This is a genomic window from Limosilactobacillus panis (genome assembly GCF_019797825.1).
GTDB lineage: Bacteria > Bacillota > Bacilli > Lactobacillales > Lactobacillaceae > Limosilactobacillus > Limosilactobacillus panis_A.
On record NZ_CP081855.1, the window covers coordinates 85,760 to 111,591 of the forward strand.

A 25,832-nucleotide genomic window follows, 5' to 3' on the forward strand; every position below is an offset into this window, starting at 1 on the left:
ATGGAAAATGATAATCTGACACTTGTCCTTGGCGGTGCGAAGAGTGGAAAGTCTGAGTTTGCTGAGAGCTTGTACTCTCGTGACCAACGTGTTTGCTATATTGCAACCGGGGTGGTCAAAAATCCTGACGGAGAGATGCAGTTACGAATTAAGCGTCACCAGGCCCGCCGTTCAAGTAAATGGACAACAGCTGAACAATACCGAGGAGTTGCTGACTTAATTATTAAGCACCCGCTTGATGGCTACCTTCTTGACGATGCGATTATGCTTGTGACTAATCTCTTTTATGATGATGTTTTGACTAGGACATCAGCCGAAAAAATTGATGAATACTTGTCGACGGCCACCATGGATGAATTTGCCCGTCTTCGTCATATGATTCTGCATGAGTGGGGGAAAATACTCCAGGTTCAGGCAGCGACAGGTCAGTCAATGGTAATCGTTAGTGATGAGGTTGGTCTTGGTGTTGTACCCGCCACAAAGCAGACTCGGGTTCTTCGCGATCTGTATGGTGAAGTTAACCAACTAATTGCTAAGCAGGCAGAGAATGTCTATTTTGTAGTCAGTGGAATTCCACAAAAGATAAAGTAGGTGGCAAAATGGGGAAAGCATTAATTTTATTTGCGCAATTTTTTACTAAGTTAAATATTCCAGTTCCAATTGATGATGCAACTAATAAGTTTAAAACCAGTATTCAATATATTACCCTGTTTGGGTTCCTTCTTGGTTGCATTGAAGGCCTTATTTTCTGGGGATTTAGTTATCTCTTTCCAATCTGGTTTGCCTGGGTACTCTATTGGATCACTGATGGCCTTTTAACGGGGGGCTTTCACCTAGATGCCCTGGCTGATACGGCAGATGGTTTCTTTTCGTCACGGACAGCAGATAAAATATTTAAAATTATGAAGGATAGTCGTTTAGGGACGATGGGAAGTCTAGCACTGATTTACTACTACGCCCTAGTAGTTAGCTTAGGAATAATCATTAGTCCATCCCTTGACCGACTCCACCTTGTTCTCTTGACCGTTTGCTTAACGATGTTGACAAAGACAGGAGTGTCATTGCTTTTTTACAAAATGGTATACCCAGGTAATAAAAAAGGGCTTTCGAATATTTGGTTAGGGATTCAGCCCTGGCGAATTGCAGTTGCCCAAGTTTTTTCACTGGTGGTGACTACTTTGTGTTTTGCCTGGCAAGGTTTGGTTGCCTACCTGATGATTCCCTTGATAGCTTATTTTTATCGGCGGAAAATTATGCAGGTGTTGGGTGGAACACCAGGAGACACGCTAGGGGCGTTTGCTACTTTGGCCCCGCTAATTTTTCTGATGACGTTGACAATCTTAACGAGGTTTAGCTAATGAAATTATTATTAGCCCGGCACGGGGAAACAGACTACAATCGACAGCGAAAATTTTATGGCAGTGCCGATGTTAGCTTAGATAAGCATGGAAGACAGCAGGCCCAGGCGTTGGCAGAAAAGATTGCTGTCATGCGGCCAACTTTGCTCGTGCAGACAAACCTACGGCGAACCCAGCAGACCATCCGTCCCGTCTGCGCAAAATTCCCAACGATACCAATTATTACTTTGCCGAGCTTTGCGGAAAAGGGGTTTGGCAAGTGGGAAGGACTGGATGCTGATGAAATTGAGGCTCAGTATCCAGAAGAATGGAATAAGTGGCTGCGGGCTCCATTGACCTATACCCCACCGACTATTGAGCCCTTTGTAAATTTTGAAGAACGGGTCCACCAGGGCTTGCAATGGCTTTTACAACACTTAGCTGAGGAAGATACGGTCTTCATTGTTGCTCACCTTGGCACACTGCGGCTAATTTACCAAGACCTAGTAGATTCATCAGTAAATTTCTATTCACTTGATTTTAAAGCAGCCTGTTTCAGTTTAATTGAGTTAAAGGATGGCAAGACACGACAAGTACAATTTAACCAATAGGGAGATGAGAAGTAATGGCAATTTTAATTACGTACCCCAAGAATAAAGTTCCAGTTTATTGGCGAATCAAGTTAGAGCAGAAAGATGATGTAATTTATTTTCCTTTTCGTGTTTTGAAAGCGGTTAAATTAAGTACAGCTGCAAAAAAGGAAATTAAAGGGAGCCGGAATCTAGTGATCACTAGCCTTTTTGGTGCTCAAGTTTTCTGCGACCACCTAAAAAAACTAAATTCAAGGGCGCCGATTTATGTGCTTAGTGAAAAGATTAAGGATATGCTAGTGACGGTTAATAACCCAGTTGAAGTTGCTATTGGTGAGAATCGAGCAGCCCTCTTGGCGATGCTGAAAGACAGGGGGATTACAGATGTTTGCTGGCTGATTGGTAATAAGGCAGAAAAGTATTACCGAGACTTCATTGGTGAAAAAGTTGTTATTTACAGTAATAGCTGGGACCAGGTTCACGAAGGCAGGGCTCTCAAGCTTTTTATGAAGCAGCGTATTACAAGCGCCCTCGTCACGAGTCCATCTAATTTTGACCGGATGTATAAGGTTATGACACGGGTTGATAGTATTGAGTATCGCCGAATCAACTATTATGTTCTCGGGAAGAGTACTGGTAACTACCTGAAGGAAAAAGGGTTAAAGGTGATTTTTCCTAATTGTAAGGAAAAGGTTCTCGAAAATGTATTAGACAACTTATGGCACTATGAAAGGGAACATTAAAATGAGATATAATGAGAGCTTGCCCCAGTCTTTAGATAAGGGGCAGATGACAGCAATGCAGAAGCGAATGGATAATTTAGCTAAGCCAATCAAAGGGCTGGGGCGGTTGGAAGAATTGGCAGACCACCTAGCGGGGATTTACCAAACAACGGACTTTGATGTTCAGCCGCGCAAGTGCTTAGTCTTTGCGGCGGATAATGGAGTTGTTCACGAAGGGGTTTCCGCTAGTCCACAGAAAATTACCGCAATCCAAGCGGTTAACATGATGAAGGGTCACACAACGGTAGCAGCATTAGCAAAGGCCTATAATTGTGCGTTGCAGGTGTATGACCTGGGAATTAAAAGCGATCTCCACTCACCTTTAGTCAAGGTTCATAAAATTCGGCGTGAAACTGGTGATATGTTAGTAGAACCAGCAATGACAGTGGCACAGGCAGAAGAAGCACTTCAGTACGGCTTTGATGCAGGGATAACAGCTTTTAACGAGGGCAACCAGGTTATTATCGCTGGTGAGTTGGGGATGGGCAATACTACCGCGGCTTCAGCGATGATTGCTGCACTTCTCGGCAAAAGTGGTGCGGAAGTGGTTGGACGGGGATCGAATATTTCCGATGAACGTTTGGCTCACAAGGTCGATGTTGTAAATGCTAGCTTAGCCCGGGCCGGCCTAGCAGGAAAAAGGAGTACCGATCCACTTAAGGTATTAAGTGAGGTTGGGGCGCTTGAACTCGGAGCAATGGCCGGAACTATGCTTTCCGCTGGAGTAATGCACAGGCCGGTGCTCCTTGACGGCTTCTTATCATATTCAGCTGCTTTGCTAGCAAACACTATCCAACCAGGCCTGACGGATTACATGATTCCTAGCCATAAGTCCAAGGAGCAGGGTTCACAAATCGTACTCTCAGCGCTCGGTCTTGATCCTTACATTGATATCAATATGTGTGTCGGTGAAGGAAGCGGTGCAATGATGCTCTTGCCGTGGCTAGATGGAATAAAGGCAATTTTAATGAATATGAATACGTTGCAGGAAATGGATTTCAATTTTATCCCCTAACGGCATATTGCAGTGAGAGAGCAATAAAAGATTAAAGCTAAAATCGTTTAGTGGCAGTGCTTGTACACTAAAAAAGGCGTAAAAATACTGATGAGAATGATCGATATAATCTAATAAAATCAGAGCAAAGAGAAAAGGCAACCAACGTATAATCCACGTTGATTGCTTTTTTTATATTAGTATAAACAGTGAGTGATTAAAACAGTAGTAAACAGCAAAACCGTCGTTTTTAATTTCCACTACTAAGTTTTGTTTATTTTGAATTAAAAAATGGTATTGACATAGGGATATTACCTCATACCAATACCAGAATTTGTGAAGTCTCGGAAAAACTTTTTCTGACTACACTACCTTTGCTGATGATTAACCAACCTTAACCGGTGTGTCAGCTGGTTTACCATTAATTAACTCACAGTTGTTATCAAAGGCCTTAATAACCATGTTGCGGACGGCATGGGTAGTGTAGAAGGCAGTGTGTGGAGTTACTAAGACGTTGGAACGGTGAATCAAGTCTTCAAGCCGGCTGTCAGGGAATTGCTTGCCCCGCCAATCAGCGTTAAAGATGCCAACTTCATCTTCATAAGTATCCATAACAAAGCCAAAGATTTTACCACTGTCAAGGCCAGCAATAACGGCATCCGTATCGACTAAGGCCCCACGTGAGCAGTTAACCAGTACCACGTTGTCCTTCATCTTGGCAATGGTGTCCTGGTTAATCATGTGGAAGTTTTCCTTAGTAGCTGGAACGTGGAGTGAGATAACGTCTGCTTGAGCATAGAGGTCATCAAGACTGTCAACGTAGTAGCCTTGCTTCTTCAATTCAGGATTTTCGAATGGGTCATAGGCAATGACCTTAGCACCGAAGCCTTCCATAATTTGCATGTAGACCCGGCCAATGTGACCTGTACCAATTACACCAACGGTTTGGTCACGAACTTCCCGACCAATTGTTGGGGCCCAACGAAGGTCACCATTAGCAACCTTTTCGTCCATTACCTTAGTTTGCCGAAGAATCCGGGCAGTTTGAATTGCCGCATGTTCGGCAATGGCGTTTGGTGAGTAAACAGGAACGTTAGTAATTTCAAAACCAAGCTCCTTAGCCTTGGCCATGTCAATGTTATCAACACCGACATTTCGAAGGGACATCTTAGTAACACCTTCGTCAGCAAGTGCCTGAAGAGTATCAGCAGTGTAATCAAGTTGTTGGTAAACAACTACACCATTAGCACCTTTAGCGTACTTTGCCGTCTTGGGAGTAAGTAATTCATCAGTGTATCCAACTTCAATGTTAGGATGCTTACTTGCCCATTCCTTAACATATGGTTCTTCATCCTTCCGAATACTGAAAGCAAAGATCTTTTTACCACCATTGCCATTAGATGAACCGGATTGTTCAGCAAGGACTTGTTGAACAATCTTTTTTACTAAATCCTTATTGACATCAATATCACCCATACATCTTACCTCATTTCTTATGTGAAAGACTTTTAAGCCCTTCGTAATATAAAGTACTACCTACAAAATCTATTGTATATCAACCGTGGGATTTAAGTAAAGCGCTATCAAAGGTCATAATCAGGCAATTTGTAAATTAATTGGTTAAAATATTAACATTCTTGTTTGTAGATCGTTGGGTATTGATCTCTAAATTTGTGAAATCTATATAATGATTGAATTATTAGTGATAATTAATACAAAAAAGAATAAAAATAATAACATTATTTTATTATTTGTCAAATTTTATGGAAGTTATTTAGCATTAATAAAATGCTTTGTGTGTATGTTAACATGAAATCGTAAGTTATAAGAAAGCGCATTCACTTGATTACATGTTATTATAATTTGCTACTGGGTCTTACTTAGAAAGACGGTGTTAGTTTATGCATGGCTTTATTGGTGAATTTTTCGGTACCATGATTTTAATTCTAATTGGTGCCGGTACTTGCTGCAGTAATAACCTCAATAAGAGCTATGGAAAGGGCAGTGGTTGGCTGTTTATCTGTACATCATGGGGGTTAGCTGTTACGATGGGTGTTTACGTGGCTGGTAGTTTGGGGTCCTTGGGACACCTTAACCCGGCCGTTACGATTCCATTTGCAATCTTTGGCCTCTTCCCATGGAGTAATGTTATTCCTTATCTCCTTGGACAATTCCTGGGCGCATTTATTGGCGCAGCACTAGTTATTTTTCATTTCTGGCCACAATTCAAGGCGACAAAGACGGATGCTGACGGAAATAACGTTAGTGACTTTGCTACCCGTCCAGCAATTAACAACCCATTTTTCAACTTCCTTTCAGAAGTTATTGCCACCTTTGCCTTTGTATTCATGCTCTTAAACCTTGGTAATTTCACCCAAGGATTAAAGCCATTCATTGTTGGTTTAGTAATCATGATTGTTGGTACTGGTTTAGGGACAACTACTGGGTTCGCCTTGAACCCCGCTCGTGATTGGGGACCGCGCTTTGCCTACACAATTTTGCCAGTACCTAATAAAGCATCAGGTGAATGGGGCTACTCATGGGTTCCAATGTTTGGTCCACTAATTGGTGGCTGCATTGCCTGTGCTATTCAAGCGCTGTTAGTTTAAAGCGTCTATTCATTTGAATATTCAAGAGTTAATAAAGAGACTGGCCAGTTCCTAGTCTCTTTTTAGTAAGTGAGGTTATTCCTAATGAAGAATGGAGAGTTATTGGAGCAGAGCAACAAGCAACTTGCTCACTTCGAAAAGCTAGTAAATAAGGACCATGTACTTACGGATGAACAAAAGAAGAGTCTAAAAACGCAAAAACTAAAGGTGGGGGTCGACCTCGGGACCTCTTCAATTGTTTTGACAGTTTTAGATAAAAACAGCCACATTATCTATGGTGATTTTGAGTATGATCACGCTGTGCAGGACGGAATTGTGGTTAATTACATGGATTCTGTCAATATCTTGCGCCGCCTGAAGAAAAAGGCCGAGGAAAATATTGGAGTTGAGTTGACAACGGCCGCGGGTGCAATTCCGCCCAAGACAGGTGAGAAGAGCAGTAAGGTTGTTGCTAACGTTATTGAAGAAGCGGGATTTACCTGCACCAACGTTGTTGACGAACCGACTGCGGCAGCAACCTTTTTAAAGATTAAAAATGGCACGGTTGTTGACATTGGTGGTGGTACAACCGGAATTACCATCTTCAAGAATAAAAAAATTCAGACGGTAATTGATGAGCCCACCGGTGGTTTCCATATGACACTTGTTCTCGGTGGTCGCTATAAAATTAAGAATGAAGAGGCAGAGAAATTGAAACGGAATAAGGACCGTGAGGAGGAGGTTTATACAGTTATTCGCCCGGTTGTTGAAAAAATGGCAACTATTGTTGAAAAGCTGGGTAGCCAGGTTGAGGACCCAGTAATAGTTGTAGGTGGGGCAACGAATTTTACCGAATTTACGACAACCTTTTCCAAAGTTTTAGGGCGGAAAGTGTATAAACCACTTTACCCGCAATTTGTGACGCCATTAGGAATTGCCTTATGTGATCATGCTAAGTAGTACAAAAGGTCAGGAAAATTTGCGTTTTCCTGACCTTTTGATTTTTTAAATTGTTTTACGAACGCTAGAAGTTCTCTATCCCAGTGTAAATCCATTGAATAACTGATTTATCACCTACTGAAACGTCTACTGGTGACGTGGTGGGTTGTATACAGTTAACGGTATAAATCCACCCATTATTCTCATCACTACTTAAATCGCCAATTGCGTAAACGTATGTGGAGTCACTGAGGTCCTGTGTTTTAAAATCAATTCCCTTATCATCGAAGAATTTTTGCGAAACGGTATATACTGACGGATCCTTGAGCCAGGAGAGGTCTCGGGAAATTGTGTAAATTTTCTTTATCTTTTTGTTTCGCATCCGGTATTTGGAAGGCGTCATCCCACACTTTTGCTTGAAGATTTTAGTGAAGTAACTCGCCTGTGAAAAGCCGAGACGGTGAGAAAGTTCATTAATCGGTGCAACAGATAAGGCCAGGCGCTCCTGGGCAAGGGCAACTTTTCGGATATTAATGTAGTCAATGAAGTTGACGTTGAAGTAGTTCTTAAACAACCGACTGAGGTATGAAGGTGAGAGGTAAGCATGTTGGGCAATGTCCTCAAGAGTTAGGGGCTTACTGATGTTAGCGTTGATGTACTTAAGCACGTTAACAAAGTTTTTATCAACATTAACAACCTTGCCCTTATCGTGCTTGTTAATGATATGAAGCTTGTGGTGCGCATCTTTTGAAGTGGTTGAATCGCTAATTAAACTAAGACCACCTATGTAGTTTTGAAGTTCACGCGGATCAAGTGCATTGAGCACCATCAGATGGTGGAAATTCCCTTGGTCCAGACGCCCACTTGTACTGTCGAGGTAACTCCGGTACATCATTACCTGTTCCTTTAAAGTACTACTTACATTCAGGATGAAGAAACCGGACAGTGCATTGTCCAGAATAACTGGGAAAGCTGTTACTTTTTTAAAATTGACATGAGTGAGGTAATTATAGATGTCTTGTGAAGTGTTCAATATTTGGTGGCCGCTAATTATCATTTTATTTGTTGAATAAAAAAATAATTCAACGTTCGTTAAGGTTGAAAATGTAATGATTAACTTTTGAATGGTATTGGTGTCCTTTGGTAAAAAAGTAGCCTCTTGCATTATTTGTAACCCCTATCATGATAAAAAATATAACATCCTATATCGCTATTTTATTACAAAATTATGATTAATTGAATAATTTTTAGCTCTATTTTGTCATTTTGCACTATTTAGTTGTTTAGGGACAACAATATAGGACAACCAATATGTTATAAAATGAACATGTATCAAGTGGTAAGCGCTTTCGCTTATTAGATTTTATGCTAGGAGGCTTTCTTATGGATCAAGAAGCACTTGGACTGATTGAAACCAAGGGATTAGTTGCTTCAATCGAAGCTGCCGATTCAATGGTAAAGGCTGCTAATGTTACTTTAGTTGGTCAAGAAAAGATTGGTCGCGGATTAGTTACAGTTATGGTACGTGGGGATGTTGGTGCCGTTAAAGCTGCCGTCGAAGCTGGTGTACAAGCTGCTGAAAATATTGGTGAAGTACATTCAAGCTATGTAATTCCTCGTCCACAAGCAGACATCGAAAAGATTTTGCCACACAAGGAATAGTTGAAAACCCCAGAGTTGGGGCCTGATATTAGATAGTTGTTTATAGTCAGGAGGCAATTTTATATGAATGACTTTCTGAATTCTACTAGTACTGTTCCAGAGTTTGTCGGTGCTAGCAAAGCGGGAGACACGATTGGGTTAGTTATCCCAAGTGTTGACCAAGCATTATTAGACAAGCTGCACGTTAATAAGCAGTACAAGACACTTGGAATTATTAGTGACCGGACAGGTGCCGGTCCACAAATCATGGCGATGGATGAAGGTGTCAAGGCAACTAATATGGACACCATTGACGTTGAATGGCCACGTGATACTAAGGGTGGCGGTGGCCATGGTTCTTTGATTATTGTTGGTGGGGACGACCCTGCTGATGCTCGTCAAGCGGTTCAAGTTGCGCTTGATAACATTCACCGGACAATGGGCGATGTTTACAACTCACCTGCTGGCCACCTTGAATTGCAGTTCACCGCACGTGCTTCTAACTGTGCCCGTGTTGGTTTAGGTGCTGTTGAGGGCAAAGCATTTGGTTTGATTTGTGGATGCCCATCGGGAATTGGTCTTGTAATGGCTGATAAAGCTTTGAAGACAGCTGGCGTTGAGCCAATTGCATTCAGTACACCAAGTCATGGTACTAGCTTCTCAAACGAAGGTAGTTTAACCATTACTGGTGACTCGGGTGCCGTTCGTCAAGCGGTAATGGCTGGTCGTGAAATTGGTTTGAAGCTATTAGGCGAACTCGCAGGTAGCGAACCGAAGAATGATTTCCCATCTTATATTAAGTAGTAAGTTCTAAGAGGAGGAACTACTTTATGAAACGTCAAAAACGATTTGAAGCATTGAAAAAGCGGCCGATTCATAAAGATACATTCGTTGATGAATGGCCAGATGAAGGATTTGTTGCAATGATGGGTCCTAATGACCCTAAGCCAAGTATCAAAGTTGAAAATGGTGTCATCACTGAAATGGATGGCAAGAAGCGTGAAGACTTTGATTTGATTGACTTATACATTGCAAAGTACGCCATCAATATTGACAACGTTGAAAAGGTTATGGCAACTGATTCAACCAAGATTGCACGGATGCTTGTTGATCCGAACGTATCACGGGATGAAGTTTTGAAGTACACTTCTGCTTTAACCCCAGCTAAAGCCGAAGAAGTTATCAGTAAGCTTGACTTCGGTGAAATGATTATGGGTGTTAAGAAGATGCGTCCACGGTACAAGCCAGCAAACCAGTGTCACGTTACCAACACTGTTGATAACCCAGTAGAAATTGCTGCTGATGCTGCCGAAGCTGCTCTTCGTGGCTTCCCAGAGCAAGAAACTACTACTGCGGTTGCTCGTTACGCACCGTTCAACGCCATTTCGATTCTGGTTGGTTCACAAACTGGACGTCCAGGTGTTCTTACCCAATGTTCAGTCGAAGAAGCTACTGAACTTCAACTAGGAATGCGTGGGTTCACTGCTTATGCCGAAACCATTTCTGTTTATGGTACTGACCGTGTATTTACCGATGGTGACGATACTCCATGGTCTAAAGGATTCTTGGCATCATGCTATGCATCACGTGGTTTGAAGATGCGGTTTACTTCAGGTGCCGGTTCAGAAGTCTTGATGGGTTACCCAGAAGGTAAGTCAATGCTTTACCTTGAAGCTCGTTGTATCTTACTTACCAAGGGTTCCGGTGTTCAAGGCCTGCAAAACGGTGCTGTAAGTTGTATTTCGATGCCGGGTGCCGTTCCTAATGGTTTACGTGAAGTCCTTGGTGAAAACCTTCTTTGCATGATGTGCGATATCGAATGTGCTTCTGGTTGTGACCAGACATTCTCAGCATCAGACATGCGGCGGACTGAACGGTTTATGGGTCAATTCATCGGTGGTACTGACTACATTTGTTCTGGATACGCTGCCGAAGATAACTATGATAACACCTTTGCCGGATCAAACACCGATGTCAATGACTATGATGATATGTACGTCATGGAACGTGACCTTGGTCAAAACTATGGTATTCACCCAGTAAGTGAAGAAGATGTTATTAAGATCCGGAACAAGGCTGCTAAGGCTCTTCAAGCTGTCTTTGATGCCCTTGGCCTTCCTAAGATTACTGATGAAGAAGTTGAAGCTGCTACCTATGCAAATACTCATGATGATATGCCAAAGCGTGACATGGTTGCAGATATGAAGGCTGCTCAAAACATGATGGACCGTGGCATTACCGCGATTGACCTTATCAAGGCATTAGCTGATAATGGTTATCCTGAAGTTGCTCAAGCTATCCTTGACCTTCAAAAGCAAAAGGTTTGCGGTGACTACCTTCAAACTTCATCAATCTTTGATAGCAAGTGGAACGTTAACTCAGCTGTCAACAATCCAAACACTTATCAAGGACCAGGTACAGGTTATCGTCTATATGAAGATAAAGATGAATGGAAGAAGATTAAGGCTCTTCCATGGGCTCTTGATCCTGAACATCTAAAACTGTAATGAAATAAGTGGGAGGTATTTTTATGGCTGATATTGATGAGAACTTAGTACGACAGATAGTACAAGAAGTTCTAGCACAAACAAAGAATGTCGATACACCAATTGATTTTGGTAAAAATAGTTCTACAGCAACTGCCACTAAGCAACAAGCTAACAGTAAAGCAGTCCCTGAAAAGAAAGTTGACTGGTTCCAACCAGTAGGTGAGGCTAAGCCAGGTTACTCGAAGGATGAAGTTGTAATTGCTGTTGGGCCAGCATTTGCAACTGTTCTTGATAAAACGATGACTGGTGTTCCCCACAAGGAAGTTCTTCGTCAGGTAATTGCCGGAATTGAAGAAGAAGGGCTTAAGGCACGGGTTGTTAAAGTCTACCGGACTTCAGATGTTGGTTTCATGGCTGTCCAAGGTGATCACCTATCTGGATCAGGAATTGCTGTCGGTATCCAATCCAAGGGTACGGCAATCATTCACCAAAAGGATGAAGACCCACTGAGTAACTTGGAATTGTTCCCACAAGCTCCAGTTTTGACTCCAGAAACATTCCGGGCAATTGGTAAGAATGCGGCAATGTACGCTAAGGGCGAGACTCCTGAACCAGTTCCAGCAGTTAACGATGCCTTAGCACGTGCTCACTACCAAGCAATTGCTGCCATTATGCACATTCGGGAAACCCACCAAGTAGTTGTTGGTAAGCCTGAAGAAGAAATTAAGGTAACATTTTAACGGGAGGCAGAACAATGAGCGAAATTGACGATTTAGTTAAAAAGATAACTCAGCAACTTGGAGAGCAATCCACCAGTGCTGCTAGTTCAAAGACAGGGACCACTTCTGTTCCGGATAACATGGGCAGAAATGATTACCCACTTTATGGCAAGCACCGTAACCTGGTAAAAACACCAACAGGCAAGAACCTTGACGACATTAATCTAAATAGTATTAAGAATGACCAAATCAAGGGTGACGAAATGCGGATTACCCCTGAGGCATTGAAGATGCAAGGTGAAATTGCTGCTTCAGCTGGTCGTCCTGCTATTCAAAAGAACTTCCAACGGGCTGCTGAATTAACTAAGGTTCCAGATGCTCGGTTACTGCAAATGTACAATGCTTTACGGCCATACCGTTCCAGCAAGCAAGATCTTCTTGATATTGCTGATGAACTCCGTAACAAGTACAACGCTCCAATCTGTGCTGCTTGGTTTGAAGAAGCCGCTAAGTACTACGAAAGCCGGAAGAAGCTTAAGGGCGACAACTAGTATTGAAATAGAGTAGGGAGTTTTAGTTATGGCAACGGAAAAAGTTATTGGTGTTGATATTGGAAATTCTTCAACGGAAGTTGCCTTAGCCGATGTTGCTGACAATGGTGACGTGAATGTTATTAATTCTGGAATAGCGGCCACTACTGGTATTAAAGGAACTAAACAGAACCTTGTCGGCATTCGGAATTCAATTAATCAAGTATTGAAAAAGTCTAATCTTTCAATCGATGACATTGATTTAATCCGAATTAACGAAGCAACACCAGTTATTGGTGACGTGGCGATGGAAACCATTACGGAAACTATCGTTACGGAATCAACGATGATTGGCCATAATCCTGATACGCCTGGTGGACGCGGAACTGGAGCAGGGTACACCGTCCCCCTTCTTGAGCTAGCTAATAAGACTGATAAGAGCAAGCCATACATTGTGGTTGTTCCAAAGCAGGTCGACTTTGAAGATGCTGCTAAGTTAATTAATGCTTACGTTGCAGCTGGTTATAAGATTACAGCGGCAATCTTGCAAAACGATGATGGTGTTTTAATTGATAATCGGTTAAATAAGATGATTCCAATTGTCGATGAAGTTGCCATGATTGACAAGGTTCCTCTTAACATGCTGGCAGCGGTTGAGGTTGCCGGGCCTGGACAAGTAATTTCACAACTGTCTAACCCTTATGGTATTGCAACGCTGTTCAGCTTGACGCCAGAGGAAACGAAGAATATCGTGCCTATTTCACGGGCATTGATTGGTAACCGTTCCGCAGTGGTTATTAAGACCCCAGCTGGGGATGTTAAAGCGCGGGTAATTCCTGCAGGTAAGATTAACATCACTGGCACGAATGGTGAGCATGAAGACGTTGATGTTGCTGCCGGATCCGACAAAATTATGGATACTGTTTCCGATTTCCGGTCGATTCAGGATATCACTGGTGAGTCGGGTACTAATGTTGGCGGAATGCTTGAGAAAGTCCGTCAGACAATGGCCGACTTAACTGGCAAGCAAAACAAGGATATTGCAATTCAAGATTTGCTGGCGGTTGACACCCAAGTACCTGTTAAGGTCCGGGGTGGACTTGCTGGTGAATTCTCAAACGAATCAGCGGTTGGGATTGCGGCAATGGTTAAGTCAGACCACCTACAAATGGAAATGATTGCCAAGTTAATCGAACAGGAATTCCACACAAAGGTTGAAATTGGTGGGGCAGAAGTTGAATCTGCCATCCGTGGGGCGCTGACTACTCCAGGGACCACAAAGCCAATTGCTATCCTTGACCTCGGTGCTGGTTCGACCGATGCTTCAATTATTAATAAGGAGAACAAGACGGTTGCTATTCACCTGGCTGGTGCCGGTGACATGGTAACAATGATTATCAACTCCGAGTTAGGGCTTGAAGATCCATACCTAGCTGAAGACATTAAACGTTATCCACTAGCAAAGGTTGAGAACCTGTTCCAGATTCGTCATGAGGATGGCTCAGTTCAATTCTTTGATAAGCCACTGGATTCAGGACTATTTGCCCGAGTTGTTGTTATTAAGCCGGAAGGATACGAACCAATTCCAGGAAATCCAAGCATTGAAAAGGTTAAGATGATTCGACAATCCGCTAAGAAACGTGTCTTTGTAACAAATGCTATTCGGGCCTTACGGATTGTTAGTCCAACTGGTAATATCCGGGATATCCCATATGTTGTTATCGTTGGTGGTTCCGCCCTTGACTTTGAAATTCCACAACTGGTTACGGATGAGCTTGCTCACTATAACCTTGTTGCTGGTCGAGGAAACGTTCGAGGTGTCGAAGGTCCACGGAACGCTGTTGCTACTGGATTAGTACTACGGTATGGAGAGGAAAGAAGGAAGCAGCATGAGAACTGATGCAACTGATCGTCCGGCAATTATTTTTGGCCTACAACCAGGTGCCAGTGTTACTTCCGATATGAAGCCGCTCTTTAACGGAATCGAAGAAGAACAGATTCCATCGGCAACGCGTGAAATTGATGTTGCCGATGTTGTTCAGCGGGCTTACCAATCGGCCTTGAGTTCACGGCTGTCAGTAGGAATTGCCAATGATGGCAATCGTTTTATCGTTCACTATAAGAACCTTAAGGAAGACCAGCCATTGTTTGATGAAGTGATTACTGATCGTCAACAGTTACGTGATCTGGGTTCAAATGCTGCCCGTCTCGTCAAGGGAATTCCATTTAAGGGAATTACGTATAAAGGCAAAGGAACAAGATGAACAGGTGATTTTATATGATGCAATCTTTAGGATTTGTAGAATGTGATGGATTATCTGGTGCGCTTGTTGCTGCCGACCGGATGCTCAAGACAGCGAATGTTAAGCTAGAAGGCATCCACCAGAACATGGGCATTGACTGGGTTACCGTAAAGGTTTCTGGTGATATTTCTGCTGTGTCAGTTGCAGTTGAAACGATTAAGGAAACAATGCCTAAGGTCTATGTCACATCAACGGTTCTTGGTAGTCCAGCAAAGGGAACTGACAGGTTAGGGAATACCGACATTGCCCTGTTCCTAAAGAAAAAGGACAGTGCTAAGGAACCGCCAATTAAGGAAGAACCTGTGAAGGAAGCAAAGCCTGCTTCACCTACCACTCCGGTAGAAGAAGCGGGAAAGCCAGTAACAGATTCAACGCCTTCTGAGTCAGCAACGGAGACATCAACTAAGGACTCAGCTGATAGCTCTGCTGATGCTGACGATGGCAGTGATAAGAATCAGGATAGTCAAAAAGCAACTTGTAATCTTTGTGGTGATCCTAAGTGTCCAAGAAAACTTGGCGAGCCACACAAGAAGTGCATTCACTACAAGGAATTAAAAAAATAGGAGGAATTTATTATGAATAACGCATTAGGAATGATCGAAACTCGGGGCTTAGTTGCATCAATCGAAGCTGCCGATCAAATGGTAAAGGCTGCTAACGTTCAAATGACTGGACAAGAAAAGATTGGTAGTGGATTGGTAACTGTTATGATCCGTGGTGATGTTGGTGCCGTTAAGGCTGCCGTTGACGCTGGTGTTCAAGCAGCTGAAAACGTTGGTGAAGTTGTATCATCTTACGTAATCCCACGTCCACACGATGAAGTTGAAAAGATTTTGCCAAAGGTTAACGACGACGCTGAATAATTCTAAGTGAATTATCACAGGTGCATTGGCTGGCAGGGTTCTGAACACCAGTAAGCTAACATTCGGAATACTTGCCTACTATGCGGGGGTGGGAAGATGAAATCATATGTGATAGCTTCTTCCCACTCCCAATCTTGTAAAGAAACTCTAGGGGGTGTGTTGATGGATGACCTAATAGAAGAGGTTATACAACGGTTGAAAGAACGGCAGAACAGTGAAACAACCGTCACTTTTGACCAGCAGATAAACCCACCCGATGAGCAAACCTTTATTAATCACGAGAAAGTCATTCTTGAGGATACTTCAATTAGCTTTATCGCTGATTTGTACTCAATGAAAAATGATAATCCTTGGGTAGCTTGGATTCTACAGGGGATTAAATACGGTGTGCGTTTCTTTATTAAGATTGATAAACAGATGGTTAGCTTTATCCCAAGAATGATGGTTCTAGACTGGCCAATCATATTTGTTGTTGGTGACAAGTCACCATTGATTGCAAGTCGTGGCCGAATCATTTCAAGAGGCGAAATTGCGGCTTTTCCAGACAATTCAATTCTTGTTAAGTACTACAAACAATTTCTTACTGATGAAGCAAAGAATATTTGTCGGTATAAAAATATTACAGTTAAAGTTAGGACTGAAGAAGATTGTATATGGCTAAAGTAGTGGGAAGCGTTGTTTCCACACAAAAAGATCCATCATTAATTGGAAAAAAGTTGATGATTGTGCAACCAGTTGATTCCGACAGGAAGAATATTCGTCATGAGGAAGTGGCTGCTGACTATGTCAATTCCGGAATTGGTGAATATGTATTAGTCGTTAGAGGTGCTGGTGCTCGACGCGCCGATAAAGGGGCTAATAAGAGTCCAGAAGACGTCACCGATTGTGCAATTGTCGGAATAATTGATCGTTTTGATAAATAGAAAATGGAGGAATCATAATGGCTATTTACACAAAAGGTGGTGACAAAGGTAAGACAAGCTTGTTTGATGGTGCAAGGGTCGAAAAGGACTCGTTGCGTGTTGATACTTACGGGACATTTGATGAACTAAATGCCAATATTAGTTTGGCAGATAAGTTTTGCCAAAATCCAGAAAATAAGAAACTTTTGCAAACCATAGAATATAAGATGTTCTTCTTGCAAGGTGAGATTGCGACAGAAAATGTTGAGACCTTTGCCAAACACAGCAAGCTGATTACCGATAATGATACTCACCAATTAGAGCATGTTATAGATGAGTATTTAGCCAAACTGCCTAAAGTACACAGCTTCATTTTGCCGGGAGCTAGTGTTGCTGGGGCACAGCTTCATATTTGTCGGACGGTATGCCGTCGTGCTGAACGGGACTTTGTAAAACTGTCACGGACAGTAAGTTTCCGTCCAGAATTGGAACGCTATATTAACCGCCTATCTGACTTTCTTTATGTCATAGCTCGTGAAGAAGACTATGAGGATTATGTAAATAAATTAACTGATAAAGTACTCAAGATTTATCAACTTTATCAGGCTTCAAAGGATGTGCGTTAAACAATGGATGAAGATCAACTTAAAAAAGTTATTCGTAACATTATGAGTGAAACTCAAAGTAAGAGCAGTTCTTCAACAAACGTATCTGGAACAATTAAGGAAAGCTCACTTGATGCAATGTTTGATCGTCACAAGATGGAACGTGTGATTGATGCAGCTGTTGACAAGGCCAATGAAATTGGCGTTGGTGTAACAATTGCCATCATGAAGAATAATCAAGTTCTTCAAATGAGCTACCACATGCCAAATGCTAACTTAGTAAGTTGTACGCTTGCTCCAAAGAAGGCATGGTCGGCCTTAGCAATGAAGGAACCAACTAAGGATATTAGCCCCGATATCCAACCAGGTGCAGGTCTGTATCAAATGGAAACCATGCTCGATGGTCGTCTGGCATCATTTGCTGGCGGGATTCCGTTGGTTATTGATGGCAAGATGATTGGTTCAATTGGCGTTAGCGGTGGTCTTGTTGAAGAAGACGAAGCCATTTGTGAAGCCGCTGTTGCTGCATTCCTTAAGGAAACTAAGTAACAGTAAAGCAAACGTAAATTCTCTTTATCGCTGAATTAATTTTGGAGGCAACTTATGGAAAAATATAGTATGCCAACCCGGATTTACTCGGGTACTGATAGCTTAGATAAGCTTAATGAATTTAAAAATGAAAGTATTTTGATGGTATGTGATGCCTTTCTGCCAGGTACACCAACACTAAAGAAGATTGAAGACGAAATTGATCCTTCTAACAAGTGTGAAGAATTCTCTGACGTTAAGCCAGATCCACCGCTGACCAACATCATGGAAGGGATCCAACAATTCCTGAAGTTACGGCCAACAATTATGGTTGCTATTGGTGGTGGTTCCGCCATCGATACTGCTAAGGCTATCCGGTTCTTTGGTGAGAAGATCGGTAAGTTAGACATCAAGTGCTTTATTGCTGTTCCAACAACTAGTGGTACTGGTTCTGAAGTTACTAACACAGCCGTTGTTTCTGATACTGAGGCAAAGCGGAAGATTCCAATTTTGGAAGACTACTTAACTCCAGATATTGCTCTTCTGGACCCAGAATTAGTCATGACGGCACCAAAGAGCGTTACTGCATTCTCTGGTATGGACGTTTTGACCCATGCCCTGGAAGCATTGGTTGCCACTAACGCAACGCTGTTCTCTGACGCCTTAGCCGAAGAAGCAATTGATGTTATTACCCACTGCTTGGTAGAATGTTACCAACACGGTGACAACACCAAGGCACGGAAGATCGTCCACGAAGCATCAAATATTGCTGGGACTGCCTTTAACAACGCCGGCTTAGGGATTTGCCACTCAATTGCTCACCAAATCGGTGCTAACTTCCATGTTCCTCATGGCTTGGCTAACACGATGCTTCTCCCATATGTTGTTGCTTACAACACTTCCAATTCGAAGACAGCAATGCACAAGGTCGCTGTTGCTGCTAAGAAGGCAGGAATTGCTGCACCAAGTGTCGGTGACAAGTTGGCCGTTCAACGGATGATTGGTAAGATTCGTCAAATGGCTCGTCATATGGATTGCCCAATGACCTTGAAGGACTTTGGTGTTGACCCTAAGGACGCTTATGCAGCTGCTGACACAGTTGTTGCTAACGCTAAGAAGGATGCAACATTCCCAACAAACCCAGTTGACCCAACTGATGAAGATTTGAAGAAAGTATATGAAGCTGTTATTCGCTAATACTATACTGTAATGGGGATGGATATTCATGAGTCGTAATATTGAGCGTACAATCCAGGAATATGTTCCTGGTAAACAGGTAACGTTGGCACATATTGTCGCCAATCCTACTCCCGACATTTACGAGAAGCTGGGGATTCAAACGCCAAAGAATGCGTTAGGAATTTTGACCATTACGCCAAGCGAGGCGTCAATCATTGCTGGCGATATTGCTACGAAGTCGAGCAGCGTTACGCTTGGGTTTATAGATCGGTTCAGCGGCTCAGTAGTAATCGTTGGAGAGGTTGCAGAAGTCGAATCAGCTCTAAAGAATGTCATCACTAAGTTGCATGACTTACTGGGATTCGACATTCCTGAAATAACAAGGACATAGTGTTTCAATCATGTGCGAAGCCTCCTACTAATCTTAGGGTGCCTTAATGTGTTACCGAAAAAGTGATTGAAATTAAAATGGGGCTGGAGAATTACGATTTTCCAGCCTTATTTTTCACAGAAATTAGGGATAATTATGAGTAAAGAACTTAACATTGCTAACGGCGTCAATATTCGTGACCTTGGTGGCTACCCAACTGTCGACGGGACAATGGTAAAGAAACATCAACTTATTCGGAGTGGTTACCTGTCGGACCTTACTTATAAGGACCAGCGAGCCCTTTATGATTACGGTGTACGGACGATTATTGACCTGCGGACCACCGCAGAAGTTCACCAGTATCCGGACCGCCTCCTACCCACGATGAGGGCCATCTGGGTTCCAATCCTCCAGGAAAGAATGGGGGACGCGGTCGTGCGGAAGCGGGTCTTTAAGGACCCCGTGAACAATTCCAAGGCCGGCTTTCAGCACATGCTCCGCCTCTATCTCCGGCTGGTGGCATCACCAAAAGCGCAGCAGTCCTACCATCGCTTCCTCATGGCCCTGGCCACCGCCCTTCCCAACGGTGGGGTCCTCTTTCACTGCTCCACGGGTAAGGACCGTACCGGAATTGCGGCAATGATTGTCCTTCATCTTCTGGGGGTCACGCCAAAGGCAATTCTCCAGGATTACTTATTGACAAATGAATTATCGGCCATGCGGGTCAACCAGCGAATGAGTGAGGCCCGCCAGGTCAGTATTGCTCCCGAATACCTAAAATCAATTTTCGACATTTCAACGGTTCGCCCACTTTATTATGACTTTGCTACGGCGGCGATTAAGTACTTGTATGGTGACTTTGATTCGTACGCTAAAAAGCAGCTAAACGTAAGCAATGGGCTGGTTGAAACTTTACGCAGTAATTGCTTAAGTAATTAATGTTTCTTAGGACAGGGGATGATGCGGTTAATGAGCATGTTAGCAATTATTATGGTCTATGTGGGCATTAATATTGATACCTTCATCGCCTTGCTGTTTGTCATTCGTCGTTACCGCATCCTCACGCCAATGGTTGGCTTTATCTTGGCGGAAATGGTTCTGTGGATAATCGGGGTGGTGCTCGGCAAGACCATCACGACCATCTTTCCCGACTGGATCACAGGCCTGATGGGCTTTGTCCTCTTATACCTCGCCTTTCGTTCGGACAATCAGGAGGTTCAGGAGGCCAAGAACGGTATCTTTAAAATATTTTTCCTTTGCCTGAGCCTCGGTGGCGATAACCTGGCAATCTATATTCCATGGGCGGGGCCTTTGCATATGTCAGCAATTCTGCTCATTACGGCCGTATTTTTGGTGAGCTCGGTCATTGCCATTTACCTGATAAAGTTGATATCAAACTTGCGACCATTGACGTTTGTTTTGGAAAAGTACGGCAGTTATTGTACAAGAATTATATATTTTTGCGCTGGCCTTTATATTATTTTTAACAGCCGCGTGCTGGAGCACATTGTCGCTCTGTTGTGAGTAAGGAAGTGATAAGATGGTAAATATTGGTGTCCTGGTTGGGAGCCTTAGTAAACATTCTTATAGTCAAAAAATTGCTAATTATTTGATGACGCGGTCACAGGCGGTCAAATTTGTGCAAGTCAACTATGATATTTTGCCGCTATATAACCCCGACCTGGAAAAGAAGCCGCCACTGGAATGGCAAGTTTTCCGGAAGGTAATCGATAAGATGGATGCGCTCCTTATCGTCACCCAGGAATACAATTTCTCAATCCCGGGTGGGTTAAAGAATGCGATTGACGTTGTCTCGGTACCTTCACCGCGTCCCCACATTTATCACAAGCCGGTCTTGCTGGTGACGGACTCGTCGGGGAGCCGTGGTGGGGCGAACGCCAATGCCCATATCCAGCAGATGCTGCGCTACATGGGGATGGACGTGATGAACGCGTTTATTACGATTGGCAATGTTCAACAGGACTTTGACGCCAACGACCAGCTGATTAACCACGATGTGATGAAAGAATTAGATAACTCCCTGAATGATTTCATTAAGGGACTAGATACCAAGTAGGGTGTCGAATGGGCTCATGTCTTCGGACGTGTGCCTTTTTTCTTAGGCTCTTCGTCGATTGGTAGGATGAAAAGAGTAAGTAGCCAACAAGGCTATAATGTACTAAATATACAGATGAAATAGAAAATTCATCTTATACTTAGGGCATTATAGCCTGTCTTCCCGGTCTATTTCTATTTGTGTAAGGATGGGCGACCTTCTCCGGCAGCCACTAATCGTTTTTTAGTGCTTCCCGTACTTGGTTGATGTTTTGCCCCGTCATTGATGAGATGGGGATGACTTTTTTGACGCCCGCGCTGAGCAGCAATTTGCGGGAGTACTCAATATCATCAGCCGTGGCCTTGTCAATCTTGGTCACAAGTCCCAGGGTTGGCTTAGGAAAGGCGGAACAGAAGCCGGCTGGATAGATGAGGCGGCGGTCCGTCGCACTTTGCAAGAGGACTACGATGTCGGCATCAGTTGACGTTGTCCGTAGGTAGCGCATCATATTGTGGTGCTCCATGTATTCGCCGGGAGTATCGATAAAATTAGCCGAGAACTCCATTGCTTGGGTTTTATCATACTTGATTTGCTGGTTCTTGAGTCGCTGCATTAATGTGGTCTTACCACAACCGATGGGGCCAATCAACATTGCACGTTTCATTAGTATCACCTCACACCCTCATCATACTATTAATTAACACAAATAACAGTGCTTTCACCCTAGTCAACCCGAAACTTGCTATCACCAGTTTCAAGGACTTCCATCGTAGCGTCTAGGCCGCCTTCGACGAGGTTCTTAACGGCCTCGTCGGTGTAGTAGGCGATGTGGGGTGAGTAGATGATCTTGTCGTTATCGAGGACCTTTTGGAATAGGTCGTCGTCAAGCTGCTTTCCCCGCATGTCATTAGGAACGTAGGGGCCTTCTTTTTCGTAGACGTCTAGTCCAGCCGAATCAAGCAGCCCCTCATCCAAGGCTCGCAGGAGGTCGGCAGTATTGACGAGGGCACCGCGGGCCATATTAACCAGGATAGCTCCCGGTTTGAACTGCTTGAATAGGTCGTAATTGAACATGTGGTGGTTCTCAGCGGTGGCGGGCATGTGGATGGTGACAATGTCGGCGTCCTTAACCGCGGCGTTGACGGAATCCTGGTAGTCAATGAAGGAACGGAGTTGGACGTTTGGGTAGAGGTCGTAGCCAACGACCTTAGCGCCAAAGCCGTGGAAGAGCTTGGCGGTCAAAGCCCCAATGTGGCCGGTTCCGATAACGGCCACGGTCATGTTACCGACAACCCGGCCCTGAATTGGCGGCTGCCAGGTGAAGTTGTGTTCCCTGACTCGTTGCTGGATTCGCGGTACCCGCCGGACCAGGTCTAAGGCGGTCGTCACCGCGTACTCGGCGATTGATTCGGGTGAATAACTCGGGATGTTAGTGATGATGATCCCATTCTTCTTGGCCTTTGCTAGGTCGTACATATCAAAGCCGGCACTCCGTTGGGCAATTTGTTTGATGCCAAATGACTTTAACTTTGCGTAGGCGTCTTCGGGTAGGTCCGCGACTTGCAGGGTTGTGACCCCGTCGTAGCCCTTGATTCCGTCGACGGTCTGTTCATCGATGATTTCGTCCGTCATATCAACCCTAACGTGGTGGGTACGGGCCCACTGTTGGGCGATTGGTTGCTCCTCGGCGCGGGCGCCAAACATCTTGATCTTTGTCATTTAAAATTCCTCCTCATAAATGTGAACGCTTCCATATTCGATTATATCAATCAATAGAGACCGATACCAGCAACAGACTTTAAATAATTAAGTTACAACAGGCCAGAATTGAGACCTGCTCTTGATTTAAAGACATAATTTCCGGATAATAATAAATTATTAAAATGAAATGGCTAAACTCGCTTATTTTATAGCCAGAGAAGGAGAAATTGTTAATGAGTAAGATTTTTGCATATAGTATTCGGCAGGATGAAGAACCATTCTTGAAAAAGTGGGCCGGTCAGCACCCGGAAGTTACCCTTGACTACACTGACCAATTACTGACCCCCGCAACCGCCAAACTTGCCGCAGGCGCCGATGGGGTGGTTGTTTACCAGCAGTTGGACTACACGCCAGAAGTCTTACAAGCATTAGCAAACCTGGGAATTACCAAGATGTCTCTGCGGAATGTTGGAATCGACAACATTGCCCTCGACAAGGCGAAGAAACTCGACTTCACCATCACCAACGTTCCGGTCTATTCGCCAAATGCAATCGCTGAACACGCCGCCATCCAGACGGCCCGCATCCTCCGCCAGACCAAGGTAATGGACGAAAAGGTGGCTAAGGGTGACCTTCGCTGGGCCCCAACAATCGGTCGGGAAGTCCGCGACCAAACGGTGGGGATCATCGGTGCCGGGCACATCGGCCAGGTTTACATGAAAATCATGGAGGGCTTTGGCGCCAAGGTGATTGCCTACGACCTCCGCAAGAAACTGTTCTTAGAAGAACAGGGTTACTACGTGGACTCCCTCGATGACCTCTACGCCCAGGCGGATGTCATCTCGCTCCACGTTCCAGCCATCAAGGAAACCACCAACATGATTAACGATGAGACCATTGCCAAGATGAAGGACGATGCGGTCTTAGTAAATGTTTCACGTGGAGCATTGGTTGATACCGATGCGGTCATCCGGGCCCTTGATAGTGGCAAGCTGTACGGCTTTGTCTTGGATACCTACGAGGATGAGGTGGGTGTCTTTAACCAGGACTGGACGGGAGCGGAATTCCCCGACGCCCGCTTGAACGACCTGATTCACCGACCAAATGTCTTGGTAACACCACATACCGCCTTTTACACCACCCATGCGGTCCGCAACATGGTTGACAAGGCCCTTGACAATAATCTGGCAATGGTAATGGGAAAGCAGCCAGCAACGCCAGTTGAGTTTTAACAAAAAACAACCTAAGAGCTAATCTTGGGTTGTTTTTTCGATAAGAATGAAATAGATTTTATCTTTTTGGTGATTTTGCAATAAGAACGAAATAGATTTTATTCTTTTGGCACTTTTGGGGTAAGAATGAAATGAATTTTATTCTTTTACGATTTGGCAATATAAATTAAGACTAAGTTTGAACTCCATTAATTAGGAATACCAATAACTTAAAAAACGTGAGCGTGACAGCTATTTAATGGCTGTGTTGCTCACGTTATTTTTTGATTTGGTATTTGCTTGGGGCCGGTTTGAACTGGATGGTCTGATACTTGCTCTTCGCCGGCATGGTGATGGTAAAGCCACCGCCTGGCCCCGCCTTGACCTTACCCGTTGTCGGCCGGGGAACAATTTGGCTTTGAATCTGGACCCGCTGATTAGGCCGGGCGAGGAAACCAGTTTGGCTAGCCGCCTGGTTGCGGGCCCGCCGGTTGATTAGGTAGCGGTGGACCAGGCGGGGCGCCTGCCGCTCCGCTACCGTTGCCTGGTCATCCACGATGGGTTTACCGCCCGCCGCGAAATCTTCAACGGGGACATAGATGACGTGCCCACGACCGTTGAAGATTGCGAACTGGTGCTTTGTCTGGTAGGCCCCGGGATTGATGTAGGTGACCTGGTAAGCCTCGTTCTTCGGTGGGGTAAAGGTTGCCGCGTTGGCCCGGCTGCTGACGATGGCCCCAACAACCGTTGTCGTTAGCACCAGGATGATGTTTCGTAAGGTCCGCATTTGTCGTGCTCCCTTCTACCTAACCAAGGGACCCATGAAGTCATTTTTGACCCCGGTCTTCATGGGGAACTTATGGGGGTTCTTCAAGTTGAGCTCGAAGGCATAGCGGTTCGGGTCACAATCATCGTGGACTTTAACCCGTCCCCGGTACTTAAAGCCGAACTTCTTGGCCGCCGTCTGCATTGCGGTGTTTTTCTGGTGGGTCCCCAGGCGGAAGTTACTGATACCTTTCATCTGGCCGACCGTTACCAAGTTAGACAGTAAAAAGCTGCTTAGCTGGTGGCCCCGGTATTGGTCGCCGATGGCCAGCCGGTGAATTACCAGGTAGGGGTCCGTTGAGTTGGCCCACTTTCCCTGACTGATGTTTTCAAAACTCTCTTCTGGCCCTGGCTGGAGTGAAGCCATGCCAGCGAGCTGGCCGTCAACGATGAGGGCCCAGGAAAGGTGGTGGGTGATGTCGTTGATAATGGTGGCCGTCGTTGGTTGCCCGTCCTGCCACTGCGGATTCCCAGAGTCCTTCAACGCCTGCCGGGCTTCGGTAATCACTCCCTTGATTGCGGGGAGGTCATGCATATGTGTGGGCCGGAGAAAAATTGCACTCATTAAAGTTAGCCGCCTTTCTGTGCTTTTGCTGATCATTATTACCGAACATTCCTTAATATGCAAGCGCGGTTGTTGGTTCAGCCGGGGATGAGTTAGAATAATAAGTGACACGCAA

General features: G+C 44.3%; 32 protein-coding genes. 26 read left to right on the forward strand and 6 right to left on the reverse strand.

What is annotated here, in order from left to right; genetic code table 11:
- The 5 genes from KZE55_RS00440 to cobT are packed head-to-tail and all read left to right on the forward strand — an operon-like array spanning nucleotide 1 to nucleotide 3,724.
- Nucleotides 1-591: a bifunctional adenosylcobinamide kinase/adenosylcobinamide-phosphate guanylyltransferase gene (locus tag KZE55_RS00440; RefSeq protein WP_222258400.1), complete on the forward strand. Its 591-nt coding sequence runs from the start codon at nucleotides 1-3 to the stop codon at nucleotides 589-591.
- 8 nt (nucleotides 592-599) lie between these two features.
- Entirely contained in the window at nucleotides 600-1,358 is a 759-nt protein-coding gene (locus KZE55_RS00445; RefSeq protein ID WP_222258402.1) for an adenosylcobinamide-GDP ribazoletransferase, read from the forward strand.
- Nucleotides 1,358-1,948: a histidine phosphatase family protein gene (locus KZE55_RS00450; protein WP_222258404.1), complete on the forward strand. Its 591-nt coding sequence runs from the start codon at nucleotides 1,358-1,360 to the stop codon at nucleotides 1,946-1,948. The genes KZE55_RS00445 and KZE55_RS00450 overlap by 1 nt, the downstream gene beginning before the upstream one ends.
- A gap of 14 nt (nucleotides 1,949-1,962) precedes the next feature.
- Entirely contained in the window at nucleotides 1,963-2,670 is a 708-nt protein-coding gene (locus KZE55_RS00455; RefSeq protein WP_222258406.1) for a uroporphyrinogen-III synthase, read from the forward strand.
- A 1-nt stretch (nucleotide 2,671) separates the two neighbouring features.
- Nucleotides 2,672-3,724 carry a nicotinate-nucleotide--dimethylbenzimidazole phosphoribosyltransferase gene (cobT, locus tag KZE55_RS00460; RefSeq protein ID WP_222258407.1) on the forward strand — a complete coding sequence of 351 codons (1,053 nt, stop codon included), beginning with the start codon at nucleotides 2,672-2,674 and terminating at the stop codon, nucleotides 3,722-3,724.
- A 363-nt stretch (nucleotides 3,725-4,087) separates the two neighbouring features.
- Here the strand turns inward: cobT and KZE55_RS00465 are convergent, their stop codons facing one another.
- Complete coding sequence (locus KZE55_RS00465) at nucleotides 4,088-5,179, reverse strand: D-2-hydroxyacid dehydrogenase (protein WP_261313260.1); 1,092 nt, start codon at nucleotides 5,177-5,179, stop codon at nucleotides 4,088-4,090.
- Between the two features lie 425 nt (nucleotides 5,180-5,604).
- On the opposite strand from KZE55_RS00465, the gene KZE55_RS00470 reads away from it, so the two are divergent.
- Together KZE55_RS00470 and eutJ are read left to right on the forward strand one after the other, a co-directional pair.
- Entirely contained in the window at nucleotides 5,605-6,312 is a 708-nt protein-coding gene (locus KZE55_RS00470; RefSeq protein ID WP_047766898.1) for an MIP/aquaporin family protein, read from the forward strand.
- Between the two features lie 84 nt (nucleotides 6,313-6,396).
- On the forward strand, nucleotides 6,397-7,251 hold the full coding sequence (gene eutJ / locus KZE55_RS00475) for an ethanolamine utilization protein EutJ (RefSeq protein ID WP_047766900.1): 855 nt from the start codon (nucleotides 6,397-6,399) through the stop codon (nucleotides 7,249-7,251).
- 64 nt (nucleotides 7,252-7,315) lie between these two features.
- On the opposite strand, the gene KZE55_RS00480 is transcribed toward eutJ, so the two are convergent.
- Nucleotides 7,316-8,263, reverse strand: coding sequence for an AraC family transcriptional regulator (locus KZE55_RS00480; RefSeq protein WP_222258409.1), 948 nt, complete (start codon nucleotides 8,261-8,263; stop codon nucleotides 7,316-7,318).
- A 350-nt stretch (nucleotides 8,264-8,613) separates the two neighbouring features.
- On the opposite strand from KZE55_RS00480, the gene KZE55_RS00485 reads away from it, so the two are divergent.
- The 18 genes from KZE55_RS00485 to KZE55_RS00570 all read left to right on the forward strand — a co-directional run bounded on the left by KZE55_RS00485 (nucleotide 8,614) and on the right by KZE55_RS00570 (nucleotide 21,436).
- Nucleotides 8,614-8,892, forward strand: coding sequence for a BMC domain-containing protein (locus KZE55_RS00485; RefSeq protein WP_047769530.1), 279 nt, complete (start codon nucleotides 8,614-8,616; stop codon nucleotides 8,890-8,892).
- A 63-nt stretch (nucleotides 8,893-8,955) separates the two neighbouring features.
- Complete coding sequence (pduB, locus tag KZE55_RS00490; protein ID WP_222258412.1) at nucleotides 8,956-9,675, forward strand: propanediol utilization microcompartment protein PduB; 720 nt, start codon at nucleotides 8,956-8,958, stop codon at nucleotides 9,673-9,675.
- A 26-nt stretch (nucleotides 9,676-9,701) separates the two neighbouring features.
- Nucleotides 9,702-11,378, forward strand: a complete 1,677-nt coding sequence (locus KZE55_RS00495; protein ID WP_222258414.1) for a propanediol/glycerol family dehydratase large subunit — start codon at nucleotides 9,702-9,704, stop codon at nucleotides 11,376-11,378.
- Nucleotides 11,379-11,401: 23 nt separating this feature from the next.
- Nucleotides 11,402-12,100: a propanediol/glycerol family dehydratase medium subunit gene (locus KZE55_RS00500; protein ID WP_222258416.1), complete on the forward strand. Its 699-nt coding sequence runs from the start codon at nucleotides 11,402-11,404 to the stop codon at nucleotides 12,098-12,100.
- A gap of 14 nt (nucleotides 12,101-12,114) precedes the next feature.
- The gene (locus KZE55_RS00505; RefSeq protein WP_222258418.1) at nucleotides 12,115-12,630 is read left to right on the forward strand and encodes a diol dehydratase small subunit; all 516 of its coding nucleotides are present in this window, start codon (nucleotides 12,115-12,117) and stop codon (nucleotides 12,628-12,630) included.
- 28 nt (nucleotides 12,631-12,658) lie between these two features.
- Nucleotides 12,659-14,509, forward strand: a complete 1,851-nt coding sequence (locus KZE55_RS00510) for a diol dehydratase reactivase subunit alpha (RefSeq protein ID WP_047767751.1) — start codon at nucleotides 12,659-12,661, stop codon at nucleotides 14,507-14,509.
- Nucleotides 14,499-14,873, forward strand: coding sequence for a glycerol dehydratase reactivase beta/small subunit family protein (locus KZE55_RS00515; RefSeq protein WP_235803746.1), 375 nt, complete (start codon nucleotides 14,499-14,501; stop codon nucleotides 14,871-14,873). The genes KZE55_RS00510 and KZE55_RS00515 overlap by 11 nt, the downstream gene beginning before the upstream one ends.
- Nucleotides 14,874-14,887: 14 nt before the next feature.
- On the forward strand, nucleotides 14,888-15,475 hold the full coding sequence (locus KZE55_RS00520; protein WP_261313261.1) for a BMC domain-containing protein: 588 nt from the start codon (nucleotides 14,888-14,890) through the stop codon (nucleotides 15,473-15,475).
- Between the two features lie 9 nt (nucleotides 15,476-15,484).
- A complete protein-coding gene (locus KZE55_RS00525; protein WP_272946028.1) occupies nucleotides 15,485-15,775 on the forward strand; it encodes a BMC domain-containing protein in 291 nt (96 codons plus the stop codon).
- Between the two features lie 162 nt (nucleotides 15,776-15,937).
- Nucleotides 15,938-16,441 carry a PduM family microcompartment protein gene (gene pduM, locus KZE55_RS00530; protein ID WP_222258420.1) on the forward strand — a complete coding sequence of 168 codons (504 nt, stop codon included), beginning with the start codon at nucleotides 15,938-15,940 and terminating at the stop codon, nucleotides 16,439-16,441.
- Nucleotides 16,429-16,698 carry a EutN/CcmL family microcompartment protein gene (locus KZE55_RS00535; RefSeq protein WP_191980298.1) on the forward strand — a complete coding sequence of 90 codons (270 nt, stop codon included), beginning with the start codon at nucleotides 16,429-16,431 and terminating at the stop codon, nucleotides 16,696-16,698. Before pduM ends, KZE55_RS00535 begins: the two co-directional genes overlap by 13 nt.
- A gap of 17 nt (nucleotides 16,699-16,715) precedes the next feature.
- Nucleotides 16,716-17,303, forward strand: coding sequence for a cob(I)yrinic acid a,c-diamide adenosyltransferase (locus KZE55_RS00540; RefSeq protein WP_222258422.1), 588 nt, complete (start codon nucleotides 16,716-16,718; stop codon nucleotides 17,301-17,303).
- Between the two features lie 3 nt (nucleotides 17,304-17,306).
- Nucleotides 17,307-17,831, forward strand: coding sequence for a GlcG/HbpS family heme-binding protein (locus KZE55_RS00545; protein WP_222258424.1), 525 nt, complete (start codon nucleotides 17,307-17,309; stop codon nucleotides 17,829-17,831).
- Between the two features lie 54 nt (nucleotides 17,832-17,885).
- Nucleotides 17,886-19,007, forward strand: coding sequence for a 1-propanol dehydrogenase PduQ (locus KZE55_RS00550; RefSeq protein WP_222258426.1), 1,122 nt, complete (start codon nucleotides 17,886-17,888; stop codon nucleotides 19,005-19,007).
- A 28-nt stretch (nucleotides 19,008-19,035) separates the two neighbouring features.
- Nucleotides 19,036-19,380 (forward strand): BMC domain-containing protein, encoded by a 345-nt coding sequence (locus KZE55_RS00555; RefSeq protein ID WP_047768418.1) that lies wholly within the window; start codon nucleotides 19,036-19,038, stop codon nucleotides 19,378-19,380.
- A gap of 135 nt (nucleotides 19,381-19,515) precedes the next feature.
- Nucleotides 19,516-20,298, forward strand: coding sequence for a tyrosine-protein phosphatase (locus KZE55_RS00560; RefSeq protein ID WP_222258428.1), 783 nt, complete (start codon nucleotides 19,516-19,518; stop codon nucleotides 20,296-20,298).
- Between the two features lie 30 nt (nucleotides 20,299-20,328).
- Nucleotides 20,329-20,883 carry a cadmium resistance transporter gene (locus tag KZE55_RS00565; RefSeq protein WP_222258430.1) on the forward strand — a complete coding sequence of 185 codons (555 nt, stop codon included), beginning with the start codon at nucleotides 20,329-20,331 and terminating at the stop codon, nucleotides 20,881-20,883.
- Between the two features lie 16 nt (nucleotides 20,884-20,899).
- Nucleotides 20,900-21,436 (forward strand): NADPH-dependent FMN reductase, encoded by a 537-nt coding sequence (locus KZE55_RS00570; RefSeq protein WP_222258433.1) that lies wholly within the window; start codon nucleotides 20,900-20,902, stop codon nucleotides 21,434-21,436.
- A 211-nt stretch (nucleotides 21,437-21,647) separates the two neighbouring features.
- On the opposite strand, the gene KZE55_RS00575 is transcribed toward KZE55_RS00570, so the two are convergent.
- Together KZE55_RS00575 and KZE55_RS00580 are read right to left on the reverse strand one after the other, a co-directional pair.
- Entirely contained in the window at nucleotides 21,648-22,079 is a 432-nt protein-coding gene (locus KZE55_RS00575; RefSeq protein ID WP_222258435.1) for a EutP/PduV family microcompartment system protein, read from the reverse strand.
- Nucleotides 22,080-22,138: 59 nt separating this feature from the next.
- A complete protein-coding gene (locus KZE55_RS00580) occupies nucleotides 22,139-23,134 on the reverse strand; it encodes a D-2-hydroxyacid dehydrogenase (RefSeq protein ID WP_222258437.1) in 996 nt (331 codons plus the stop codon).
- A 215-nt stretch (nucleotides 23,135-23,349) separates the two neighbouring features.
- Between KZE55_RS00580 and KZE55_RS00585 the strand changes: the two genes are divergently transcribed.
- Complete coding sequence (locus KZE55_RS00585) at nucleotides 23,350-24,348, forward strand: D-2-hydroxyacid dehydrogenase (RefSeq protein WP_222258439.1); 999 nt, start codon at nucleotides 23,350-23,352, stop codon at nucleotides 24,346-24,348.
- A 256-nt stretch (nucleotides 24,349-24,604) separates the two neighbouring features.
- On the opposite strand, the gene KZE55_RS00590 is transcribed toward KZE55_RS00585, so the two are convergent.
- Entirely contained in the window at nucleotides 24,605-25,114 is a 510-nt protein-coding gene (locus KZE55_RS00590) for a hypothetical protein (RefSeq protein ID WP_222258441.1), read from the reverse strand.
- 15 nt (nucleotides 25,115-25,129) lie between these two features.
- Nucleotides 25,130-25,717 (reverse strand): GNAT family N-acetyltransferase, encoded by a 588-nt coding sequence (locus KZE55_RS00595; protein ID WP_222258442.1) that lies wholly within the window; start codon nucleotides 25,715-25,717, stop codon nucleotides 25,130-25,132.
- Between the last annotated feature and the right edge of the window lie 115 nt (nucleotides 25,718-25,832).

What these genes read in the sequence shown, in the direction of transcription:
- KZE55_RS00440 (WP_222258400.1), top strand. Translation starts at nt 1, where the DNA reads ATGGAAAATGATAATCTGACACTTGTCCTTGGCGGTGCGAAGAGTGGA.
- KZE55_RS00445 (WP_222258402.1), top strand. Translation starts at nt 600, where the DNA reads ATGGGGAAAGCATTAATTTTATTTGCGCAATTTTTTACTAAGTTAAAT.
- KZE55_RS00450 (WP_222258404.1), top strand. Translation starts at nt 1,358, where the DNA reads ATGAAATTATTATTAGCCCGGCACGGGGAAACAGACTACAATCGACAG.
- KZE55_RS00455 (WP_222258406.1), top strand. Translation starts at nt 1,963, where the DNA reads ATGGCAATTTTAATTACGTACCCCAAGAATAAAGTTCCAGTTTATTGG.
- cobT (WP_222258407.1), top strand. Translation starts at nt 2,672, where the DNA reads ATGAGATATAATGAGAGCTTGCCCCAGTCTTTAGATAAGGGGCAGATG.
- KZE55_RS00465 (WP_261313260.1), bottom strand. Translation starts at nt 5,179, where the DNA reads ATGGGTGATATTGATGTCAATAAGGATTTAGTAAAAAAGATTGTTCAA.
- KZE55_RS00470 (WP_047766898.1), top strand. Translation starts at nt 5,605, where the DNA reads ATGCATGGCTTTATTGGTGAATTTTTCGGTACCATGATTTTAATTCTA.
- eutJ (WP_047766900.1), top strand. Translation starts at nt 6,397, where the DNA reads ATGAAGAATGGAGAGTTATTGGAGCAGAGCAACAAGCAACTTGCTCAC.
- KZE55_RS00485 (WP_047769530.1), top strand. Translation starts at nt 8,614, where the DNA reads ATGGATCAAGAAGCACTTGGACTGATTGAAACCAAGGGATTAGTTGCT.
- pduB (WP_222258412.1), top strand. Translation starts at nt 8,956, where the DNA reads ATGAATGACTTTCTGAATTCTACTAGTACTGTTCCAGAGTTTGTCGGT.
- KZE55_RS00495 (WP_222258414.1), top strand. Translation starts at nt 9,702, where the DNA reads ATGAAACGTCAAAAACGATTTGAAGCATTGAAAAAGCGGCCGATTCAT.
- KZE55_RS00500 (WP_222258416.1), top strand. Translation starts at nt 11,402, where the DNA reads ATGGCTGATATTGATGAGAACTTAGTACGACAGATAGTACAAGAAGTT.
- KZE55_RS00505 (WP_222258418.1), top strand. Translation starts at nt 12,115, where the DNA reads ATGAGCGAAATTGACGATTTAGTTAAAAAGATAACTCAGCAACTTGGA.
- KZE55_RS00510 (WP_047767751.1), top strand. Translation starts at nt 12,659, where the DNA reads ATGGCAACGGAAAAAGTTATTGGTGTTGATATTGGAAATTCTTCAACG.
- KZE55_RS00515 (WP_235803746.1), top strand. Translation starts at nt 14,499, where the DNA reads ATGAGAACTGATGCAACTGATCGTCCGGCAATTATTTTTGGCCTACAA.
- KZE55_RS00520 (WP_261313261.1), top strand. Translation starts at nt 14,888, where the DNA reads ATGATGCAATCTTTAGGATTTGTAGAATGTGATGGATTATCTGGTGCG.
- pduM (WP_222258420.1), top strand. Translation starts at nt 15,938, where the DNA reads ATGGATGACCTAATAGAAGAGGTTATACAACGGTTGAAAGAACGGCAG.
- KZE55_RS00535 (WP_191980298.1), top strand. Translation starts at nt 16,429, where the DNA reads ATGGCTAAAGTAGTGGGAAGCGTTGTTTCCACACAAAAAGATCCATCA.
- KZE55_RS00540 (WP_222258422.1), top strand. Translation starts at nt 16,716, where the DNA reads ATGGCTATTTACACAAAAGGTGGTGACAAAGGTAAGACAAGCTTGTTT.
- KZE55_RS00545 (WP_222258424.1), top strand. Translation starts at nt 17,307, where the DNA reads ATGGATGAAGATCAACTTAAAAAAGTTATTCGTAACATTATGAGTGAA.
- KZE55_RS00550 (WP_222258426.1), top strand. Translation starts at nt 17,886, where the DNA reads ATGGAAAAATATAGTATGCCAACCCGGATTTACTCGGGTACTGATAGC.
- KZE55_RS00555 (WP_047768418.1), top strand. Translation starts at nt 19,036, where the DNA reads ATGAGTCGTAATATTGAGCGTACAATCCAGGAATATGTTCCTGGTAAA.
- KZE55_RS00560 (WP_222258428.1), top strand. Translation starts at nt 19,516, where the DNA reads ATGAGTAAAGAACTTAACATTGCTAACGGCGTCAATATTCGTGACCTT.
- KZE55_RS00565 (WP_222258430.1), top strand. Translation starts at nt 20,329, where the DNA reads ATGAGCATGTTAGCAATTATTATGGTCTATGTGGGCATTAATATTGAT.
- KZE55_RS00570 (WP_222258433.1), top strand. Translation starts at nt 20,900, where the DNA reads ATGGTAAATATTGGTGTCCTGGTTGGGAGCCTTAGTAAACATTCTTAT.
- KZE55_RS00575 (WP_222258435.1), bottom strand. Translation starts at nt 22,079, where the DNA reads ATGAAACGTGCAATGTTGATTGGCCCCATCGGTTGTGGTAAGACCACA.
- KZE55_RS00580 (WP_222258437.1), bottom strand. Translation starts at nt 23,134, where the DNA reads ATGACAAAGATCAAGATGTTTGGCGCCCGCGCCGAGGAGCAACCAATC.
- KZE55_RS00585 (WP_222258439.1), top strand. Translation starts at nt 23,350, where the DNA reads ATGAGTAAGATTTTTGCATATAGTATTCGGCAGGATGAAGAACCATTC.
- KZE55_RS00590 (WP_222258441.1), bottom strand. Translation starts at nt 25,114, where the DNA reads ATGCGGACCTTACGAAACATCATCCTGGTGCTAACGACAACGGTTGTT.
- KZE55_RS00595 (WP_222258442.1), bottom strand. Translation starts at nt 25,717, where the DNA reads ATGAGTGCAATTTTTCTCCGGCCCACACATATGCATGACCTCCCCGCA.